This window comes from Streptomyces sp. NPDC057963 (genome assembly GCF_042887155.1).
Lineage (GTDB): Bacteria > Actinomycetota > Actinomycetes > Streptomycetales > Streptomycetaceae > Streptomyces.
In genome coordinates, this window is record NZ_JBHVPX010000024.1 from 38,229 (window position 1) to 58,501 (window position 20,273).

Here is a 20,273-nt window from a genome sequence, read left to right on the forward strand (position 1 = left end):
GAGAACGAGGGATTTCGCCTCGAACCATCTCAGTTGGCGAACTGACAGATTCCTCGCGGCAGATATGCCCCGTGCCCCGCGTGGCCCAGATAGGTGCGCCGGTCGATCACCGGAACACCGCGTGACAGCACCGTCTCCACCCGCCCCGTCACCTGTTTGCCTTCGTAGGCCGAGTAGTCGACGTTCATGTGATGCGTCTCGGCGGACATGATCTGCTCAGCATGCGGGTCGTAGATGACGATATCGGCATCGGCCCCCGGAGCGATCGTGCCCTTCTTCGGATACAAGCCGAACATCCGGGCCGGCGCCGCGCAGGCGATCTCAATCCAACGACGGCGGCTGATATGCCCGTCCACCACGGCCTGATGCAGCAGTTCCATACGATTCTCTACACCCGGCATGCCATTCGGAATCTTCGAGAAGTCCCCACGGCCCATCTCCTTCTGTCCTTTGAAGCAGAACGGGCAATGGTCCGTGGAAACCACCTGCAGGTCATTCGTCCGCAGCCCACGCCACAGCGCCGCCTGATGCTCCTTCGGGCGCAGCGGGGTGGAACAGACATACTTCGCGCCTTCGAATTCAGGCTCTGCAAGGTTGTCGGTTGACAGGAAGAGGTACTGCGGGCAGGTCTCGCCGAAGACCGGAAGGCCCTCATCCCTGGCCCGTGCCAACTCGGCTACGGCCTCTTGCGCCGACACGTGCACCACGTAGAGAGGAGACCCCGCCACCTGGCTCAGCTTGATCACTCGATGCGTCGCCTCCGCCTCAAGGAGTGCCTTCCGGACTTCCCCGTGATAGCGCGGGTCCCTCTCACCACGTGCCAGCGCCTGCTCCACCAACACGTCGATGGCGAGACCATTCTCCGCGTGCGTCATCACCAGCCCTCCATTCGAGCCGGCGCGCTGCATGGCCCGGAGAATCTGACCGTCGTCGGAGAGAAAGACCCCCGGATACGCAGTGAAGAGTTTGAACGAAGTGACGCCGGCCGAGACGAGCCTGTCCATTTCCTTGAGCGAGGACTCGTTCACGTCGGACATGATCATGTGGAACGCGTAGTCGATCGCACACTTTCCATCCGCTTTCTCATGCCATGCATCGAGCCCTTCACCAAGCGATCCGCCCTTGGACTGGATGGCGAAATCGATGATGGTCGTCGTGCCACCCCAGGCCGCGGCCCGAGTTCCGGTCTCGAAGGTGTCGGAAGCGAACGTGCCACCGAAGGGCATCTCCATATGCGTATGGGCGTCGACACCGCCTGGAATCACGTACTTCCCCGCAGCATCGATGACGTGATCGGCCGTCCACTCATGGCTGTCATGGGTGGCCAGGGCCACGACGCGGCCACCGTCGACGAGCACGTCGACGTGCAACTCGTCGGAGGCCGTGATGACCAGGCCGCCGGTGATCAGAGTGCGTGCCATAGCTTCTGCTCCATTTATGTCGGATACGGGGTACTCACTCGTGAGCCGTTCTGTATGCCCGATGCGCCCGATGGGGTGCCGTCGGCGGGACCGACGAGGAAATTCCGCCCTACCGACCGGCCGAGATAGGCGTGTTCCTACAGGTCAGGCGCCTACTCGGGCCGAACATCCCTGGTCACGCCGGCCAAGGAAGCCTTTGACGGAGGTGACTCCCTCCGCCACCAGCAGATCCATCTCCTTGAGCGAGGACTCGTTCGCGTCGGAGAGGACCATGTGGAAGGCGTAGTCGATGGCGCGGTTGCCGTCGGCCTTGGCTTACCAGGCATCCAGCCCTTCGCGGACCGCGTGGCCCACGGACGGGATGGCGAAGTCGACGATCGTGGTGGTGCCGCCCCGGGCGGCCGCCCGGGTGCCGGTCTCGACGGTGTCGGCGGCGTAGGTGCCGCCCAACGGCATCTCCCTGTGCGTGTGCGCGTCGACACCGCCCGGGATGACGTATTCGCCGGTGGCGTCGATCCTCCGGTCGGCGCTCCAGCCCCCGGCCGTGTCGCTGTCAGGTGCTGCGAGGGCGGCGATGCGGCCGCCCTCGATGAGTACGTCGGCATGGATTTCGTCGGACGCGGTGATGACGAGGCCACCGTGGATGACAGTGCGGTTCATGTACCCCTCCTCACTGTGGCGGAATGGGTCTACGCACGTAGACAAGGTGCGTGGTGAAGAACGTAGAAGTGGGTTACCCACTGTGGCAATACCGCTGCGGCCAACCGCTGAAGACGTTTCCGTTTCCCCTGCCCGGCACTCCACCGGCCCACAGTCGCGGCGATGACCGTGACCACCACTGGATAACGGAATGATGACGGGTCTGGTCCAAATGTTGAGTACGGTTCATGCGCCCGTCCCGTACGTGGCGTGATCCGATCACCACCGACGGCGAGCCTCGGACACATCACCGGACGCCCCCGATGTCCGGTGCCCACCGACCGATCCCGGAGGATCACGTGTCCCTGTCGCGCTCCGCGCGTACGGTGCTGGCCGCCGCCACCGTCGCCGCCGTCGCCCTGCCGCTCGCCACCACGGCCGCCCACGCCCAGGGGTCCAAGGCGCCGGCCGCCACCCCGTACGCCGGTCTGCCGTCCGGCACCAAGCAGGCGAAGACCCTGGTCATCGGCGTGGACGGCGCCACCTTCGACGCCTTCTCGCGCGCCGACGTACCGAACCTCAAGCAGCTGATGGCCAAGGGCCTGACCGCCCGGAGCAACCTGTACGCCGACCCGATGGCCCCGACCGTCTCCGGCGCCGGATGGTCGTCCATCGCCACCGGCGTCTGGCCCGACAAGCACCAGGTGAAGGACAACAACTTCACGGCCCCGAACTACGGCCAGTACCCGGACTACGCGACCCGGCTGGAGACCGCCGACCCGGCCACATCCACCCTGGTCGTCGGCACCTGGAGCCCGATCCCCCAGATCGTCTTCGGCGCGAAGACCGATCTGCGGATCGCGGGCGGCAACGACGAGGGCACCACGGCCAAGGCCGCCGACTACCTCGCGCACGGCAACCCCGACTCCACCTTCGTCCACCTCGACGAGGTCGACGGCGCCGGCCACAGCAGCGGCTCCGCGAGCGACGCCTACCTCAAGGCCCTCAACACCGCCGACGGCCAGGTCGGCCGCCTGCTCGACGCGGTGACCTCACGGCCGGCGTACGCGACGGAGGACTGGCTCGTCGTCGTCACCGCCGACCACGGCCACACCCCCACCGGCGGCCACGGCGGCAACACCCCGCTGGAGCGCGGCACGTTCGTGATCGCCCAGGGCAAGGGCATCAAGCCCGGTTCGGTACGCCACGACGTCAAGATCACCGACATCGCGCCCACCGTCCTGCGCCACGAGGGCGTCGCCACCGACCCCGCCTGGAACCTCGACGGCACCTCGCTCGCCGAGCTGAAGCCGGACGCCTTCGACGCGCTGCGCCCCTCGCTGCGCACTCCGGTCGACGAGACCGAGCTCCCGGCCGACGCCAAGGGGTGGACGAACACCGCACCCGACGGCTGGTCCATCGACAACTCGAAGATGCCCGCAGGCGGGGTCACCGAGTGGCGCGGCTGGTCCTTCGCCACCGACGAGTTCTGGACCAACGCCGAGCGCGGCCAGGGCCGCGAGACGAACGTCCGCGCCCGCAATGTGTTCGCGGTCGCCGACTCCGACGAGTGGGACGACAAGGCGCACGACGCCGGACCGTTCGACTCCACCCTGGTCAGCCCCGCGTACAAGCTGAACGGTGCGGCGAAGGCGACCGTGTCGTACGCGACGAACTACCGGGTCGACGGTCCGCAGACCGGCGATGTCTACGTCGCGTACGACGGCGGCACCCCGCAGCTCGTCAAGTCCTACCGGGCCGACAGCAACACCGTCGAGCGTCTTGAGCTGTCCGTTCCGCAGGGTGCGCGGACGGCCCGGCTGAGCTTCCGCTACACCGGCACCAACAGCGCCTTCTGGACCGTCGACCAGGTCGCCTTCGGCCGGCCCAACCCGCCGTCGGAGCTCGCGGTCGCCTCACTGAAGGCCGACACCGCGCTCCTCGGCAGGCCCGGCTCCGAGTCGGCCTGGAAGGTCACCGCGACCGGTGCGGTGAGGACCGCGCAGGGCAAGCCGGTGAAGGGCGCCGAGGTCACGGCCGAGCTGACGGCCGGCGGCACGGTGCACAGGCTGACCGGCACCACGAAGAAGGACGGCTCGGTCCGCTTCAGGGCAACGGTGGGCCGGGGCGTCGCCGGGGCCACGCTGACCGTTACTGATGTGCGCTACAAGCACCTCGCGTACTACGGCGAGCTCGACCCGGTCCACTCGCTGGACCTCACCCGCCCCACCGGCCACCGGGGCTGACCGACCGGACGGGCCCCGCAGCCGCCTCGCGGCCGGGGCCCGTCCACCGCCCGGCGGGCTCAGCCCACCGACCGCAGGGCCTCGGCCATGATCTCCGCGCCCTCCTCCGCCTCCGGGATGGTCAGCGAGAGCGGCGGCGCGATCCGCAGCACGCTGGTGTGGTGGCCGCCGCCCTTTCCGATGAGCAGGCCGCCCTCCCGGGCCGCTTCGAGTACGGCCGCCGCCGCTTGCGGGTCCGCCTCGTCGGTGCCGGGCTTCACCAGCTCGATGCCGATCATCAGACCCCGCCCGCGCACCTCCCGTACGCACTCCGCAGCCGCGCCGACCGCACGCAGCCGCTCGATCAGCAGTCCGCCGACGCGCCGGGCGTTGCCCTGCAGATCGTGTTCGAGGAGGTACGAAAGGTTGGCGAGGCCGGCCGCCATGGTGACCGGGGAGCCGCCAAAGGTCGAAATGGAGTTGGCGTCCAGGCAGTTCATGACGTCGGCGCGGGCCACGACGCCGCCGATCGACATGCCGTTGCCGATGCCCTTGGCGAAGGTGAGGATGTCCGGCGGCCCGTTCTCGCCGTGTGCCTGCCAGCCCCAGAAGTGTTCGCCCGAGCGGCCCCAGCCGGTCTGCACCTCGTCGGAGATCCACAGGACGCCGTGACGGTCGAGGACCCGGCGGAAGGCCGCGTACAGACCGTCGGGCGGCGAGGTGAACCCGCCGACGCCCTGGATGGGTTCGGCGATCAGGGCGGCGGGTTCGCGGGTGTGGCCGAGCAGGTCCTCCAGGTCGGCGACGCAGGCCGCGATGAAGTCGGCGTCGCCGAGGTGTGCGTACGGCCCCCGGGTACGGACGCCGCCGTGCACGTACAGCGTCTGCAGGGGCGACAGGCTCGTGGGCGACCAGGCGCTGTTGCCGGTGATGGCGACCGCGGAGAAGGACCTGCCGTGGTAGCTGTTGCGCATCGCGAGGATCTGGTTCGACCTGCGGTACGCGGTGGCGAGCAGCAGCGCCGTGTCATTGGCCTCGGTACCGGAGGTGGTGAAGAAGACCCGGGCGTCCGGAATGCCGGAGAGCGTGGCGATGCGTTCGGCCAGCTCGACCATCGGCCGGTTGAGGTAGAGCGTGGAGGAGTGGATGATCCGCCCCGCCTGCTCGCTGACCGCCTTGGTCACCTCGGACAGGGCGTGGGCGGTCATGGTGGTCAGGATGCCGCCGAAGAAGTCGAGGTAGCGCCTGCCGTCGGAGTCCCAGACGTGGCGGCCCTCGCCGTGGGTGATCTCCAGCGGGTCCTTGTAGTAGAGCGCCAGCCAGTCGGGGCTGACGGCGAGATGGCGTCGGTGCAGGCTGCTCACGGCTCCACCAGTCCTTCGTATGCGTCGGGGCGGCGGTCCCGGTAGAACGCCCACTGCTGACGGACCTCTTCGATGAGGCCGAAGTCGAGGTCGCGGACGACGAGTTCCTCTTCCTTGTCACTGGCCACCTCGCCGACGAACTGGCCGCGCGGGTCGACGAAGTAGCTGGTTCCGTAGAAGTCGTTGTCGCCGTACTCCTCCTGGCCGACGCGGTTGATCGCGGCGACGAAGTACTCGTTGGCGACGGCGGACGCGGGCTGTTCCAGCTGCCAGAGATAACTGGACAGGCCGCGCGAGGTCGCCGACGGGTTGTACACCAACTGGGCTCCGTTGAGACCGAGTTGGCGCCATCCCTCGGGGAAGTGCCGGTCGTAGCAGATATAGACGCCGACCTTGCCGACGGCGGTGTCGAAGACCGGCCAGCCGACGTTTCCGGGCTTGAAGTAGTACTTCTCCCAGAATCCCTTGACCTGGGGGATGTGGTGCTTGCGGTACTTGCCGAGGTAGGAGCCGTCGGCGTCGATGACAGCGGCGGTGTTGTAGTAGAAGCCGGACTGCTCGATCTCGAAGACCGGCACGACGATCACCATGCCGGTCTCGCGGGCGAGTTCCTGCATCCGCCGGACGGTCGGCCCGTCCGGGACGGCCTCGGCCCAGCGGTAGTGCTCGGGTTCCTGCACCTGGCAGAAGTACGGGGCGTTGAACACCTCCTGGAAGCCGATGATCTTCGCGCCCCGGCGGGCGGCCTCGCGCGCGTGCTCCTCGTGCTTGGCGATCATGGATTCGGTGTCGCCGGTCCAGGTCGCCTGGACGAGTGCGGCGCGTACGACTTGGGACATGAGCTGCTCCTTCGACGCGGCGTCAGAGAGCCTCTACGCGTTTCTACGCCCGTAGACACGTGCGTAGAGGAGAACGTAAGCCCCGTCACACAGCGGGGCAAGACCATCGCCGTGAACCGGCGGAGTCGATCACGTTTCACACCCGTGCGGTCCACACGCTCGCGCCGCACCCCGGGGCGGGGCCCCTCCCGTGGCCGGCGGCGCCGCCCGGTCGTCGGCCGCGGTGCGGACGACCGGTGGGGACCGCGCCCCGGCCGGCAGCGCCCCGTGGCCGCCCTGGCACACTGTGCGCCGTGAAACCTGACATGACACAACTGCGAGACCTGGTGGCGGAATCACCGGAGTTGGGCCGCAGGCCGGCCGCGGCCGTGTCGGAGGCGATGATCCGTGAGGCCGAAGCGCGCGTGGGCCCGTTGCCGGTCTCGTACCGGTGGTGGCTGACCGAGTTCGGCCGCGGCCGGGCAGGGGGCGCGGACATCGCGACGGTCGCGCCCGCCGGGTTCGCCGACGACGCGGACGACGCCGTCACCGCCCGCTGGCGGCTGAGCGGTGACAGGCTGTGCTTCTGCGCCGCGCCCGACTGCGGTGACAGCTACTGCTTCGCCCTCGATCTGCGCGGAGAGGCCGGGGACGGGGAGTATCCGGTGGTGTGCCGGGACGGCCTGGACGGCCGCGAGTACCCGGTGGCGGAGTCCTTCGCCGGGTTCCTGGCCGTTCGTGCCGCGCGGGAGAACGGGCTCGGGGACGGCCCCAATCCCACGGTCGCCCGTCTGTGGCGGTCGACGCCGGGCGTGCTGCTCGACAACGGCATCCTGGTGTACGGCCCGCACTGCATCGCGGAACGCAACGAGACCTTCGAGGTGCCCCGGTACGCCCCCGAGTGGGTGCTGGTCGGGGACGACAGCGGTGGCAGCGGACTGTTCATGCGCCGCCACGGCCGCGACCGCACCCGTGTGTTCCGTCTCGATCTGGGCGCGATCGACGCGGACATCGAGGGGGAGGGCGAGCCGGTGACGGACGACCTGCTCGGCTGGCTGCGCGCGGGCGCGGCCTGACCGGCCCGCCGGGCCGCCGCCGTCCGCCCCCGGATCCGGGCGCACCGCTCCGGCAGTGGGCCGATCCGCTCTGCTCGCGGTCGCGTGCCGTCGGCTCCCGGGCCGGTGGCCCGCCGCGGCGGTTTGTATCCTCGGCTGGTGCCACCCCATTCACGCGGCACCTGCGAGAGGAACCACCATGACCACCGAGCTGAGCCCCGACACCTTGGCCGGGCGCCTTGAGCGGGCCCGTCAGGACTACCGGGACCTCGTGGGACTCGGGCTCTCGCTCGACCTCACCCGGGGCAAGCCGTCACCGGAGCAGCTCGACCTCTCCGAGGAAGTGCTGAGCCTGCCCGCCGGGCGCCACACCTCTGCCGACGGCACGGACATACGCAACTACGGCGGGCTGCAGGGGCTGCCGGAGCTCCGGGAGATCTTCGCCGAGGTGCTCCAGGTGCCGGTCGGGCAGCTGCTCGCGGGCGGGAACTCCAGCCTTGAACTGATGCACGACTGCCTGGTGCACGCCTTGCTGAGCGTGGTGCCGGGCGCCGCGTCGCGCTGGGTGGATCAGGAGCGGATCGCGTTCCTGTGTCCGGTACCCGGCTACGACCGGCACTTCGCGCTCTGCGAGCGGTTCGGGATCGACATGATCCCGGTGCCGATGACCGCCGAGGGCCCGGACATGGAGACCGTGGAACGGCTTGTCGCCGAGGACCCGGCGGTCAAGGGCATCTGGTGCGTGCCGAAGTACAGCAACCCGGACGGCGTCTGCTACAGCGACGCGACCGTGGCGCGGCTCGCCTCCATGAGCACCGCCGCACCCGACTTCCGGATCTTCTGGGACAACGCCTACGCCGCCCACCACCTCACCGACGAGCCCGTCGAGATCGCCGATCTGCTCGCCGCCTGCGCCGAGGCGGGGAACCCGGACCGGGTCTTCGTGTTCGGCTCCACCTCGAAGATCACCACGGCGGGCGCGGGCGTCGCCTTCTTCGGCTCGTCGCCCGCGAACGTGCAGTGGCTGCTCGGCAACAACGCCCAGCGCTCGATCGGCCCCGACAAGGTCAACCAGCTGCGGCACGCGCTGTTCCTGCGGGACGCCGACGGGGTGCGGGCCCACATGGAGCGCCAACGCGCCCTGCTGCGACCCAAGTTCGACACGGTGGCGAGGATCCTGGACGCCGAGCTCGGCGGGACCGGGCTGGCGGCCTGGACCTCCCCCGAGGGCGGCTACTTCGTGACCCTCGAAGTGCCGGACGGCTGCGCCGAGGAGGTCGTACGGTGTGCCGCCGGGGCGGGCATCGCACTGACCCCCGCCGGTGCCACCCACCCGTACGGCGACGACCCGCGCGACGCGGTCATCCGGATCGCGCCCAGCTACCCGTCCCTCGCGGAGCTGGAGCAGGCGATCGTGGGCCTCACCGTCTGTGTCCGTCTCGTGGGGTACGAGCAGCAGGCCCGGTAGGCGGCAGTCGTTCACATCGCAACCGGCGGACCGGTCGCCCGTGCCCCCGCGGCACCGGCGGCGGGCCCGCCGGTGCCGCGGTCACGGGCACCGGCACCGGCACCGGCACCGGCACGCACGACGGTGCGCTCGGTCCAGGTCATGCGGGCCCCTCGGTCGGCCGGCGCGCTCGGTGCGGACTCGGCGATCTCCGCGGTCGCGCCATCCACCGTACGGCCCCGACGGGCCGACGACGCCGCCGTCGGCCGCAGGGGCAGCGGGACCACGGCCGTTGTCCGGCAGGCGGCTCCGCTCCGCCGACGGCCGCGCACCGGCGGCCTCCGAACGCGGCACCGTCCGTCTTCGCACACGCCGTCAAGGTCCGTCTGGCTCCTTCCCGTTCGAGTGATGTGCCGAGTGCCGGGAGGATCTCGGAACGGTCTGGGCAGTCTCCAGGCGACCGATGCCGAGAGGGGATGCCGTGGGGCTGTCACGCGAGTACGAACGCGCCATCAGCGAGGGACCGACGCCTGCCGATGCCGCGGGGGCGCCGGCCCTGCCCTATCCGAGCGGCTGGTCCGCGCTGGCCTTCTCCGACGAGCTCCGGCCCGGGACCGTCCTCACCCGGCCTCTCGCGGGCCAGGACGTGGTGCTGTACCGGCTCGGTACGGGGGCGGTCCGCGCCGTCCGTCCGTACTGTCCGCACCTCGGCGCCCATCTCGGCCTGGCCAAGGTGGACGGAGACGATCTCGTATGCCCCTTCCACTTCTTCGCGTTCGGTCCCGACGGCACGTGCGTGCGGACGGGATACGACACCAAGCCGCCGAGGTCGCCGCTGACGCAGCTGCCGGTGCACGAGGTCAACGGTGCCGTCTTCGTCTGGCGGCACCACGACGGCCGGGCGCCGGACTGGTTCATTCCCGACTGGCACGAGATCGGTCACCGGCCCGCCCGTCACGCCGCCTGGGAGCTGGCCGGCAATGTCCAGGAGGTCATCGAGAACTCGGTGGACCTCGGGCACTTCGCGACCCTGCACGGCTGGGCCAGGGCCGAGATCGGCGGGCCCGTCGTCTACGACGACGCCGCCTTCCACGTGTCCATGCGGGCCCATGAGTCGGCACCGCTCCTGGGGAACTTCGTCGTCGAGGTGGAGGTGGACGGCTACGGTCTGGGCTGCCTGCACGCCGACGTGCACACGCCCCGGCTCGGCCTGCGGATGTGCACGATGGTGCTGCCGACGGCGATCGCCCCCAACCGGATGCAGTTCCGGCAGCGGAACCGCGTCGCGTTCACGGAACCGGCCCGGCTGCCGGCGCCGCTCGCGCGGATGGTGAGCCGGACCGCGGCCCGGGTGCTGGACCGCGCCATCTTCCGGTCGAGTTGTGAATTCACCGCCGCTGATTTTCCGATCTGGAATCACAAGCAGTACCAGCAGCCGCCCCGACTCGCGCCCGGCGACGGTCCGATCGGCCCGTTCCGGCACTGGGCCCGGCGGTTCTACCCGCCGCCCCGGCACGGGGACGACGCGCGGTTCGACCGGATCGGGCGAAGCGACGGTGTCGAAGTGCCGTGAGCGTTGCGGGCCGCCTTCGGACCACCGGCCCGAACCGGGCCTGCCCAAGCGTCAGCACCGCGACCTCGATGTGCGAGTCGCGGGTTTGGGTTGGTTCATTGTGCGTGTCTGATGCGCATCTCCCCGCGGATGGCTGCCCCGTCCGCGGGGTCGGATCCGGTCAGTGACTCGCGCGGAGCGGCCGGAGTGCGCCGCCCGGTGGCCCTCGGGGTCGCCGCGACACCGGAGACCGCACCGGGTGTACGGGTGATGGACGCACCGGACTCCCCGGAGCCGCACCGGGCCTTCTCACAGGGCCATGCGCCGAGTTCGACACACTCGCGACGGCGGGCGACGGGCCCGACCGGCCGATGGCGGTCCCGCCAATGGAGCTGGACGCGGCGGGGCCGCGCACCGGCATCTACCGGACCGCGCGGGGCGCCGTACTCGACGGCACCGGTCACATCTCGCACTCCGAGCCGGCGATCGCGCTGCCGGACGACATCGACGAGCCGCGCCACCGGCGGATCCAGTTGGCGGCCGCCGCCCGAGCGCGGGGCCGGACAGGCCGGCCCCGCGGAACCCCACGCCCCTACCCGGCCAGCGGCACCGCGTCCGGCTCCGGGGCGCAGCGGGTGAGTAGTTCATCCATCGAGAGTCCGAGCGCTCCGGCCAGCGCCGCCACGGTGAAGAAGGCGGGGGTCGGGGCGCGGCCCGTCTCGATCTTGCGCAGCGTCTCGGCGGAGATTCCGGCGCGCGCCGCGATGTCGACCATGCTGCGCCCGCCGCGCGCCTCGCGGAGCAGTGCTCCGAGGCGTTCGCCGCGGCGGCGTTCTTCCGGGGTCAGGGGCGTTCGTACCATGCCGTCATTCTAATACCGCTCCGACCGGTATAGTAATTGGCATGGTGCAGCTCAAGACAGACACATCCATCGAAGCGATGCGCGAGACCGGCCGGGTCGTGGCGCAGCTCCTGACGTCCGTACGGGAAGCGGCCGCGGTCGGCGTCTCGTTGCGCGAACTCGACGAGGTGGCCCGCGGCGTCCTGCGCGAGGCGGGCGCCGGGTCGCCGTTCCTGAACTACCGGCCGCATTTCGCCCCCACCCCGTTCCCCGCCGTGATCTGCGCGTCGGTCAACGACGCGATCGTGCACGGCATCCCGACCGATCAGCGACTGCGCGACGGCGATCTGGTGAGCATCGACGCGGGCGCGACGCTCGGCGGCTGGGCGGGCGATTCGGCGATCAGCTTCACCGTCGGGCGCGCACGGCCGGCGGACACCCGGCTGGTCGACACGGCGTTCGCGGCGCTGGAGGCGGGGATCGCGGCGGCGGTCGTCGGGAATCGGATCGGTGACATCGCGCATGCGATCGGCACGGTGTGCCGCCGGGCCGGTTACGGCATTCCGGAGGGGTTCGGCGGCCACGGGGTGGGCCGGTCGATGCACGAGGACCCGGCCGTCCCCAACGAGGGACGGCCGGGCCGCGGCATGCCGTTGCGGCACGGGATGGTGCTGGCGATCGAACCGATGCTGATCGGCAGCGGCTCGGACGCATTCCGTCCGGACCGGGACGGCTGGACGTTGCGCACGACCGACGGCAGCCGGGCGGCACACGCGGAGCACACGGTGGCGATCACCGACGACGGGCCGCGCATCCTGACCGCGTTGTGATCAGCCCCTGTTCACGCGCGCTCAGTTGTCCTGTATGAACTGCTTGGCAAGCGCTTCTCCGGCGGTGACGGCGGCGCTGTGGCTCTCGATCGGCGACGCCTTGGAGTTCTTGAACAGGATGTAGGTGACGCCGGATTCGGCGCCGCCCGTCTCCGGGTCGGGGTCGATGCCGAGCGCTTTGGCGGTGGCGTACGACGCCTCACCGATGATCTTGTTGGGGCCGGTGTCGCCGACGACGGCATACTCGACCTTGTTGTCGTAGATGACGGCGACGACGCCACCGCCCTTGATCCCCGCGCTGCTGTAGTTCCAGATGCTGCTGATGCTCGGCACGACGACGTACGGCAGCTTCTCCGCGTTCAGCGGCTGGTCGCCGGAGGTGTGGAACGCCGTGTCGTCCTGGAACCACGGGTCGGTGTCCTCGTTGCAGGCGGTGGTGACCTGGCCGTCGCAGTCGACGTCCATGTCGGCCTTCCAGAACACGGCACCGTTCTTGCCACAGACCGGAACGGTCGCCGAAGTCTCCTCGTCCGTACGGTACTTGCCGTTGGATATCTGCGAACACGAGGTGACCTTGGCCAACAGGTCGGCCGCGCTGACGGAGCCCTCCCGGATACCCGCCGCAACACGTTCGGCGGTGCCGGACCCCGCCCCGGGCGCGGCGGCGGATCCGGCGTCCGAGGCGGGACGGGTCTCGGCCTCGGCTGCGGGCGTCAGCATGGCGGTGGCGAGCAGGGCGGCGCCGGACGCGGCGGCGAGGGCGAGCGTTCGAGTACGCACAGTGGGGTGCCCTTCTATTAGGAAACCTTCCTTATCGACGCGGCCAAGATGGCCCCTAAGTCATGTCCCCGTCAAGACCACGGGGCTGGTTCCTCGCCGCACCCGAGCGAAGAACCAGCCTCGTACAGAGGATTATTGATGGACCGTCACGGGCGGCCGACCGGCTTCACCACCATGGCCGAGCCCCCGCCCCTGCGCACCTTCTCGGCGGCCGCCAGCCACCGCCCGTCCGGCAGCCGCTGCACGCCCGTCGCCGCTCCGATCTCCGGGTTCAGCTTGAAGACATGCCCCAGCGACTCCAGTTGCGCCCGCACCGGGCTGTTCCACAGCCCCGGTTCGAGCTCCGTCGTCGCCGCGTTGCGCTGACTGGCACGCGGCGCCGCGATGGCGTCGACCAACGGCAGCCCGCGGTCGACCGTCCCGATGAGCGACTGGAGCACGGTCGTGATGATCGTGGCACCGCCCGGCGATCCGAGGGCCAGCACGGGCTCACCGTGCCTGAGCACGATCGTCGGCGAGATGGACGAACGCGGGCGCTTGCCCGGACCCGGCAGATTCGGGTCGTGGACCGCCGGGTTGGCCGGCGCGAACGAGAAGTCCGTCAGCTCGTTGTTGAGCAGATAGCCGCGCCCCGGCACGGTGATGCCGCTGCCGCCCGTCTGCTCGATCGTGAGCGTGTAGGCGACGACGTTGCCCCACTTGTCGGCCGTCGTCAGATGCGTGGTGTTCTCCCCCTCGTACGTCGTCGGGGCGGCCGTACCGCCTGCCCGGCAGTCGGCCGGGTGGCCGGGGTCCCCCGGCGCCAGCGGGCTGGTCAGCACCGCGTCGTCCTTGATCAGGCACTCCCGCGAGTCGGCGAACCGCCGGCTGAGCAGCCCGCGCGTCGGTACGTCCTCGAACGCCGGGTCGCCGACCCACCGTCCGCGGTCCGCGAACGCGATCCGGCTCGCCTCGATGTAGCGGTGCAGATACTGCGCTTCGTTCGCCTTCGAAAGGTCCGTGGACTCAAGGATGTTGAGCGCCTCGCCGACGCTCGTGCCGCCGGACGAGGAGGGTGCCATGCCGTACACGTCGAGACCGCGGTAGCCGACCTTCGTCGGTGCCTGCCGCAGCACCCGGTAGGACCGCAGGTCCTTGGCCGTGAGGTCGCCGGGGCGTACGACCCGGTCGGCCTTCGGATCCACGGGCGGGTTGCGCACGGTCCGTACGACATCGTCGGCCAGCTCACCCCGGTACAGCGCGTCGACGCCCTTGCGGCCCACCTGTTCGTACGTACGCGCCAGGTCGGGATTCTTGAAGACCGAGCCGACCACCGGCAGTTGGCCGCCCGGCAGGAAGAGCTTCCTGGACGCCGGGAAGTCGGCGAACCTGGCCCGGTTGTCCTCGGTCTGCGAGCGGAACGTGCTGTCGACGACGAAACCGTCCCGGGCGAGCCGCTCGGCCGGCTTCAGCACCTGCCGCAGCGACTTGCTGCCCCAGGTGTCGAGCGCGGTGGCCCAGGTGGCCGGGGTGCCGGGGGTGCCCACGCTCAGTCCGCTGGTGACGGCGTCGTCGAAGGCGAGCGGCTTGCCGTTCTCCAGGAACAGCGAGGAGTCCGCGCTGCGTGGTGCGGTCTCGCGGCCGTCGATGGTCTCCACGGTGTGCGTCCTGGCGTCGTAGTGGACGAAGTAGCCACCGCCGCCGAGACCTGACGAGTAGGGCTCGGTCACGCCGAGCGCCGCGGCGGTCGCCACCGCGGCGTCCACCGCGTTGCCGCCCTTGCGGAGCACCTCGATGCCGGCGGCCGACGCGTCCGCGTCGACGCTGGCCACCGCCCCTCCGTAACCCACTGCCACAGGCGACTTGGGGGGTGGCTCGGACGGTGGTGCGGACGAGGACGGGGCCGCCGCGCCCATCGTGACGACAGCGGCGACAACAACCGACAAGGACACGTTCCGCGCGACGGGACGTCGCATGCGCACCTCCAGTGAAGGATTGTCCGCCGCAGGGTAACGCCGCGCCGCCCGCCTCGTCATGACCACCCGTGGACCCGGCCCCGTCGCCCGCCGACATGTCCCCCCATGACCGACGACGCACGCAGCATCTGCTGGGCGTCACAGCCGCCGCAATCAGCGCCGGGCGGATCGCCCGCGCCTTTCTCTGACGCCGTCGACTCCACGTCCGGCAGGCGGTGTTCCGGGTCGATCACTTCCTGGCCATGCCGCGTGTCCCGTACGTACTCGGCCGCCGCCCGGCCAGGTGGCGGGTCGACGAGCCCGTACTCTCCGCCGGGGAGAGGGACCTCGTTCCGCCGGAGGCGGGGCGTTCAGGGCCCGGACGAGGACACCGGGCCGGAACCGGGGTAGGTGCGGGTGGCGGAGCAGAGGTCGGGGGACACCCGGGTCGGGATCAACACCCCTCGTGCTGCTGCTCCGCCTGCTCGCGAAGGGCCTGGATGAGCGTCGTGGCGTGGGGCCGGTTCTTCCGGCTGATCACGGCGACACCTATGTGCCGGATCGGACCCGGTGGCCTGATCGGGACGGTGCACAAGTCAGGGATCTCCGGAGCGAGTGCGATGGAGGGGATCAGGGAGATTCCCATGCCGGCGGCGACAAGGGAGCGGGCGAAGAAGTAGTCCGTGGTGGTGCCGCGCACTTCCGGGTCGAAGCCGGCACGCTCGGCGTAACGGCGCAGATACGCCTCGGTCTTCAGGCAGCCGAGCACCCAGGGCTCGGCTGCCAGCTCGGTGAGGTCGAGCGAGTCCCGGTCGGCGAGCCGATGTACTTTCGGCAGGACGACGTGCAGGGGGTCTTCCAGGAGTGGGATCCACTCCAGGCCGGAGCCGGGGCCCGGCCCGGCGGGTAGCGGGCCGTCGAAGTGGTAGGCGAGTGCGAGGTCCACGGCGCCCTGGCGGACGAGCGGCAGGGTGTCCTGGGGTTCGCCCTCCCTGAGGTGGAGCACGGTGCGGGGATGGGCTGCCATGAGCCTGGGCAGGGCGCCGGGCAGCAGGAGCCTGCCGCCGCTGGTGAACGTGGCGACGGTGAGCTGGGTCCATCCGGTACTGAGCTGGTCGACCTGCTGTCTTGCGTGTTCGAGCTCGGCGGCGACGGATTCGGCGGCGCCGACCATGATCCGGCCGGCCCGGGTGAGGGTGACGCCGCGCGTGCTGCGGGCGACGACTTGGGCGCCGAGGCTGCGCTCCAGGGCGGCTACGTGCTGGGAGACGGCCGAGGGGGTGAGGTGCAGCGCGGTCGCCGCCTGGTTGAAGCTGCCGTGTTTCGCCACTGCCCGCAGGACACGGAGCCGCTGCACATCGATCAACAGTTTTCCTTAATACGCTTCCAGCAAGTCGGCACTTCTGCTGATGACAGTAGAAGTCCAGGATCAGGGCATGCAAAGGATCTGCGTCATCGGCGGAAGCCGGCACCTCGGAAAGCTCTTGGTGAAGTACCCGCAGGCGGCGGGCGACCAGGTCGCTGTGATCAACTGCGGCTCGACCGGGCCGCCCGCCGGTGCCGAGCACCTCGCCGTCGGCCGCGAAGGCACGGCCTCGCCCGCGACGGCCCCTTCGCGTTCGCCTCCGTGCACAGCGCGCACCTGTTGGGCGGCGGCGCGCAGGTGTTCACCGGTCGACTTGCGCATGCCGTCGAGCCCATCGCCCGGGACGAGGGAGATCGTTGTGCGCACGAAGGCGCTGTCGGCGGTGTTCATCCACTACGAGGAGCCGGCGGACCTGCTGCTGCGGGCAGCCACCGCAGACTTCACCGGTCCGGTCGATGCCTGCTCCGACGGGCCGCTCGACGTACGCTACTTCGCCGCGCAGACCGGCCGGCAGCCCGTTCGCCGGACCATTCCGTCGGGCGGGGAGACTTCACCGTTCCCCTTCGACCGCCACGACGCCATGAGCCGTGCCCACGCGAAGAAGCCGGGCTTCCCCTTCTCCCGTACCACCGACTGGCTGCCCGGCGTTGTCGCCGAAGCCCTCACCACCGAGCCGTGACGCACCGCCCCAGGACCGTCACCCACTGACTGAGGAACCGACCTGCCATGCAGTACCGCACCATCGCAGACACCGCCGTCAGCGCCATCGGCCTGGGCGCCATGCCGCTGTCCATCGAGAACCGCCCGGATGAGGCGCGGGCCATCGCTACCGTCCACGCCGCCCTCGACGCCGGTGTCACGTTCATCGACACCGCAGACAGCTACCACTGGCACGCCGGCGAAGTCGGCCACAACGAACTGCTGATCGCCCGCGCCCTGTCCCGCTACGGCGGCGACACCTCCGGCGTCCTGGTGGCCACCAAGGGCGGCCGCGGCCGCCCGGGAGACGGCAGTTGGACCGTCACCGCCACCCCCGCCCACCTCAAGCGAGCCGCCGAGGCCTCCGCCAAGCGTCTGGGCGTCGACGCGATCGGCCTGTACCAGCTGCACAAGCCGGACCCGGCCGTGCCCTGGGCGGAGTCCGTCGGCGCACTGCGCGAGCTGCTCGACGCCGGCACGATCCGCGCCGCCGGAATCTCCAACGTCACCACCGCACAGATCCGTCAGGCGCATCAGATCCTCGGCGACGGACTCGTCTCCGTGCAGAACCAGTACTCGCCCGCCATGCGCGACAGCGAGCCCGAGCTGCGGCTGAGCACCCGGCTGGGTCTGGCCTTCCTGCCCTGGAGCCCGCTGGGCGGCATCACACGCAGCTCCCTCGATGGCCCCTCCGGCCCCACATCCGCCGGCACTGCCTTCCACCGCATCGCGGCAGACCGCGGCGTCAGCCCGCAACAGATCGCCCTGGCCTGGCTGTTGGCCCGTTCCCCGGAAGTGATCCCGGTTCCGGGATCCAGCCGCCCGGCCTCCATCGCCGACTCGGCCCAGGCCGCGGAGCTCAAGCTGAGCACGGCGGAGCTGACACAGCTTGAGGACGCTGCGCCGTGCTGAGAGCAGAGCTGGCACAGTGTGAGGACGCTGCGCCGTGCTGAGACCGGTCACGGGCCGCTGCTCGTCTTGATCACCACGATCCCGGCCATGCCCGAGGACGACCGGGCCCCAGGCGCATGCGCCGTCTCCCGGGCTGCGCCACTGCGGCCGATCCGCTCCTGGCAGCCGGGCCGCACTCTCCGGACGACGCCGAACCGCGCCCGGCTCCCCCTCGAACCCAGCGGACAGCCCCTCCGATCGGATCGGCGCGCCGCCGGTCGGCGGACTCGACCACGCCGTCCCCGGGCAGGGCGGGGCCCGACGTCCCTGCTGCGACGGGGAGTTGGGGCCGGTAGGCTCCCGGGGCGAACGGAGGGGGCAGGCATGTCGAGGAAAAAGGGTCAGCGGGACCGCAGCGCGGCACGGCGTCGTCTGGCGAAGGAACGCCGGTGGACGTACACGGACTGGCATCCCGACCGCATGCAGTTGTGCGCGGGGCCGCTCGGCGTCGATGCCGAGAAGGCGATGGCCCTGGACGCCGTGAGCGGCACCCTGGACGGCCATTGGTTCAGCGTCTTCGACTGTGTCACCGACGGCGACTCCTCGGCCGTCCGCACCGTGTACCTCGTCCAACTTCCGGCCGTGCTGCCGCTGGTCGCGGTGAGCCGGCACTCGCTGGGCGTGGACACGATGGTTCCGCTGCTGAAGCGGCTCGTCACCGAGCGCCCGGACCGCCATCTGCACGAGATCGGCGACCCGGCCTACGACGCCAACCATGTGGTGGAGAGCGTGGACCCGGAGACGGCGGCGCGGCTGCTCACCCCGGCCGTGCGCGAGTTCGCCGACGACCGCCGCTGGTTGCAGTGGCAGGTGGAGGGCGGCTACCTCTTCTACGCGGAGCCTCCGGGGCCGCGCGGGGAGAGGGAAGACGCCCACGCGATCCTGACCGAACTGCGTTCACTGGTCGACCTGGTGGAGGTCATGGACCCGGGGTTGTGGGGCGGGGTGGCGGACGCGGTCCCTGGCGTCGGCGACGGCCGTGCGGAGGCGGGGAAGAACCCGGGCGATGCCGAGCACGGGATGGCGAACGCGGTGCGCAGGGCCGTGCCGGACGCCGTTCCCTCCGCCGGAGCACAGCCGGCGCCCGGTCCCGGCAGCGGACCGTCCGCCATGGCCCGCGGTGGCCCGGCCCACACCGGCGTCTACCCGAAGGGCACGCTGCCGTCCGGTTTCGAGGCGTGGAGCGTGCGGCTGCCGGACGCGGTCGTCGCCGCACCGGTCGTCTGCGCGGGCGCTGTGTATGTCAACTGCTCCGACGGCCGCTGCTACGCGCTGGATGCGGTGACGGGCTCGGCGCGTTGGTCCTTCGACGCGAGCGGTGCCCTGAAGGAGACGCCGGCGGTCGCCGACGGGAGGGTGTATGTCGTCGGCGAGTCCGGTGTGCTGCACGCGGTCGACGCCGTGGACGGGCAGGAGCACTGGCGGCAGCGGGTGGGCCACTCGGGTGCGCCGGTGGTCGCCGGCGGCCTGCTCTACGTCGTCCACCACCCGGCCAACCTGCTGCACGATGCCTCCCGGATCCGCGCGCTGGACGCGGCGACCGGCGAGGAACGCTGGGAGCGACGGCTGCCCGACGGGTCGGCCGCCGCAGCGGCGGTCTCCGACGGCCGGGTCTATGTGCAGGGCGCGCGAGCCCAGTTGACCGCCTTCGACGCGGTGAGCGGCGAGGAGCTGTGGCACCAGGGGTCCACCGACAGCCAGTTGAGCTGCTGCACACCGAGCGTCGCGGAAGGCATGGTCTGCGCGGGCACCGGCGCCGGCCGGCTCTACGCGTACGACGCCGTCACCGGTGAGCAGCGGTGGGGAGTACAGGCGGCCGGCGTGGTCGACAACACCCCGGCGCTGGCCGAGGGCCTGGTCTTCGTGGGCGACAGCCACGGTGGTGTGTACGCGGTGGACGGCAATGACGGCGGGCTCCTCTGGCACCTGCCGAACCGTTACGGCGCCTCCTCCCCGGCGATCTGCGGCTCGTCCGGCTGGATCGTCGGCACCAAGTACGGGCGTGGTCTGTTCAAGATCGGCCTGAGTGCCGGCGCGGTCCTGTGGCGGCACGCACTCGACGGCCGCGGCACCGGCCCCGTCTACGCCGACGGGGTCGTCTACGTCGGCACGCACGCCGGTACCGTGCTCGCATTGGACGCCGAGACCGGTCGCAGGCCTCCCCGGGCGCGGCGCAAGATGCGGGTCTGAGCGGATGGCGGAGCGGCGGGTGGTGCGGACCGGCACGGTCCTCCAGGTCGGCGCCGATCCGGACGAGGTACGGCGTACGGCACCTCCGCCGGCCGGCGAGGACGAGCAGCGCACGGCGCCGTGCACCTCGCGCTGCGCGGCGGGTTGAGTCCCGCCGCCGG

General features: G+C 70.7%; 18 protein-coding genes and 1 pseudogene. 9 read left to right on the forward strand and 10 right to left on the reverse strand.

Translation table 11 applies throughout. The features are described from left to right. Positions 1-29: 29 nt before the first annotated feature. Together hydA and ACFVT1_RS34460 are read right to left on the reverse strand one after the other, a co-directional pair. On the reverse strand, positions 30-1,421 hold the full coding sequence (gene hydA, locus ACFVT1_RS34455) for a dihydropyrimidinase (RefSeq protein ID WP_389802877.1): 1,392 nt from the start codon (positions 1,419-1,421) through the stop codon (positions 30-32). Positions 1,422-1,607: 186 nt separating this feature from the next. Further along, positions 1,608-2,081 (reverse strand): annotated as a pseudogene (locus ACFVT1_RS34460) (amidohydrolase family protein); the annotation flags it as partial. Between the two features lie 338 nt (positions 2,082-2,419). On the opposite strand from ACFVT1_RS34460, the gene ACFVT1_RS34465 reads away from it, so the two are divergent. After that, the gene (locus ACFVT1_RS34465) at positions 2,420-4,306 is read left to right on the forward strand and encodes an alkaline phosphatase family protein (RefSeq protein WP_389802880.1); all 1,887 of its coding nucleotides are present in this window, start codon (positions 2,420-2,422) and stop codon (positions 4,304-4,306) included. Positions 4,307-4,365: 59 nt separating this feature from the next. Here ACFVT1_RS34465 and ACFVT1_RS34470 read toward each other — a convergent pair whose 3' ends face one another. Beyond that, complete coding sequence (locus tag ACFVT1_RS34470; RefSeq protein ID WP_389802882.1) at positions 4,366-5,649, reverse strand: aspartate aminotransferase family protein; 1,284 nt, start codon at positions 5,647-5,649, stop codon at positions 4,366-4,368. Then, positions 5,646-6,488 carry a nitrilase-related carbon-nitrogen hydrolase gene (locus ACFVT1_RS34475; protein ID WP_362197193.1) on the reverse strand — a complete coding sequence of 281 codons (843 nt, stop codon included), beginning with the start codon at positions 6,486-6,488 and terminating at the stop codon, positions 5,646-5,648. Before ACFVT1_RS34475 ends, ACFVT1_RS34470 begins: the two co-directional genes overlap by 4 nt. 293 nt (positions 6,489-6,781) lie before the next feature. Between ACFVT1_RS34475 and ACFVT1_RS34480 the strand changes: the two genes are divergently transcribed. Further along, positions 6,782-7,543: an SMI1/KNR4 family protein gene (locus ACFVT1_RS34480; protein WP_389802885.1), complete on the forward strand. Its 762-nt coding sequence runs from the start codon at positions 6,782-6,784 to the stop codon at positions 7,541-7,543. A 178-nt stretch (positions 7,544-7,721) separates the two neighbouring features. Further along, entirely contained in the window at positions 7,722-8,990 is a 1,269-nt protein-coding gene (locus ACFVT1_RS34485) for an aminotransferase class I/II-fold pyridoxal phosphate-dependent enzyme (RefSeq protein WP_389802888.1), read from the forward strand. 11 nt (positions 8,991-9,001) lie between these two features. On the opposite strand, the gene ACFVT1_RS34490 is transcribed toward ACFVT1_RS34485, so the two are convergent. After that, the gene (locus ACFVT1_RS34490; protein ID WP_389802890.1) at positions 9,002-9,133 is read right to left on the reverse strand and encodes a hypothetical protein; all 132 of its coding nucleotides are present in this window, start codon (positions 9,131-9,133) and stop codon (positions 9,002-9,004) included. 317 nt (positions 9,134-9,450) lie between these two features. On the opposite strand from ACFVT1_RS34490, the gene ACFVT1_RS34495 reads away from it, so the two are divergent. Continuing rightward, positions 9,451-10,542 (forward strand): Rieske 2Fe-2S domain-containing protein, encoded by a 1,092-nt coding sequence (locus ACFVT1_RS34495; RefSeq protein WP_389802893.1) that lies wholly within the window; start codon positions 9,451-9,453, stop codon positions 10,540-10,542. A 571-nt stretch (positions 10,543-11,113) separates the two neighbouring features. Here ACFVT1_RS34495 and ACFVT1_RS34500 read toward each other — a convergent pair. Further along, positions 11,114-11,383 (reverse strand): helix-turn-helix domain-containing protein, encoded by a 270-nt coding sequence (locus ACFVT1_RS34500; RefSeq protein ID WP_389802896.1) that lies wholly within the window; start codon positions 11,381-11,383, stop codon positions 11,114-11,116. A 41-nt stretch (positions 11,384-11,424) separates the two neighbouring features. Between ACFVT1_RS34500 and map the strand changes: the two genes are divergently transcribed. Further along, entirely contained in the window at positions 11,425-12,192 is a 768-nt protein-coding gene (map, locus tag ACFVT1_RS34505; protein WP_389802898.1) for a type I methionyl aminopeptidase, read from the forward strand. A gap of 21 nt (positions 12,193-12,213) precedes the next feature. On the opposite strand, the gene ACFVT1_RS34510 is transcribed toward map, so the two are convergent. The 4 genes from ACFVT1_RS34510 to ACFVT1_RS34525 form a co-directional block, all read right to left on the reverse strand. After that, entirely contained in the window at positions 12,214-12,972 is a 759-nt protein-coding gene (locus ACFVT1_RS34510; RefSeq protein ID WP_389802901.1) for a glycoside hydrolase family 75 protein, read from the reverse strand. Between the two features lie 146 nt (positions 12,973-13,118). Then, positions 13,119-14,927: a gamma-glutamyltransferase gene (gene ggt / locus ACFVT1_RS34515; RefSeq protein WP_389802904.1), complete on the reverse strand. Its 1,809-nt coding sequence runs from the start codon at positions 14,925-14,927 to the stop codon at positions 13,119-13,121. A 433-nt stretch (positions 14,928-15,360) separates the two neighbouring features. Next, a complete protein-coding gene (locus ACFVT1_RS34520; protein WP_389802907.1) occupies positions 15,361-16,272 on the reverse strand; it encodes a LysR family transcriptional regulator in 912 nt (303 codons plus the stop codon). A 63-nt stretch (positions 16,273-16,335) separates the two neighbouring features. After that, positions 16,336-16,638 (reverse strand): hypothetical protein, encoded by a 303-nt coding sequence (locus ACFVT1_RS34525; RefSeq protein WP_389802910.1) that lies wholly within the window; start codon positions 16,636-16,638, stop codon positions 16,336-16,338. Between ACFVT1_RS34525 and ACFVT1_RS34530 the strand changes: the two genes are divergently transcribed. The 4 genes from ACFVT1_RS34530 (at position 16,631) to ACFVT1_RS34545 (ending at position 20,260) form a co-directional block, all read left to right on the forward strand. Continuing rightward, on the forward strand, positions 16,631-16,951 hold the full coding sequence (locus tag ACFVT1_RS34530; RefSeq protein WP_389802912.1) for a hypothetical protein: 321 nt from the start codon (positions 16,631-16,633) through the stop codon (positions 16,949-16,951). The two genes, ACFVT1_RS34525 and ACFVT1_RS34530, sit on opposite strands and share 8 nt — an antisense overlap. Positions 16,952-16,998: 47 nt before the next feature. Further along, entirely contained in the window at positions 16,999-17,883 is an 885-nt protein-coding gene (locus ACFVT1_RS34535) for an aldo/keto reductase (RefSeq protein WP_389802915.1), read from the forward strand. A gap of 363 nt (positions 17,884-18,246) precedes the next feature. Then, positions 18,247-20,112: a PQQ-binding-like beta-propeller repeat protein gene (locus ACFVT1_RS34540; protein ID WP_389802918.1), complete on the forward strand. Its 1,866-nt coding sequence runs from the start codon at positions 18,247-18,249 to the stop codon at positions 20,110-20,112. Between the two features lie 4 nt (positions 20,113-20,116). Then, positions 20,117-20,260 (forward strand): hypothetical protein, encoded by a 144-nt coding sequence (locus tag ACFVT1_RS34545; protein ID WP_389802920.1) that lies wholly within the window; start codon positions 20,117-20,119, stop codon positions 20,258-20,260. The last annotated feature ends 13 nt before the right edge of the window (positions 20,261-20,273 follow it).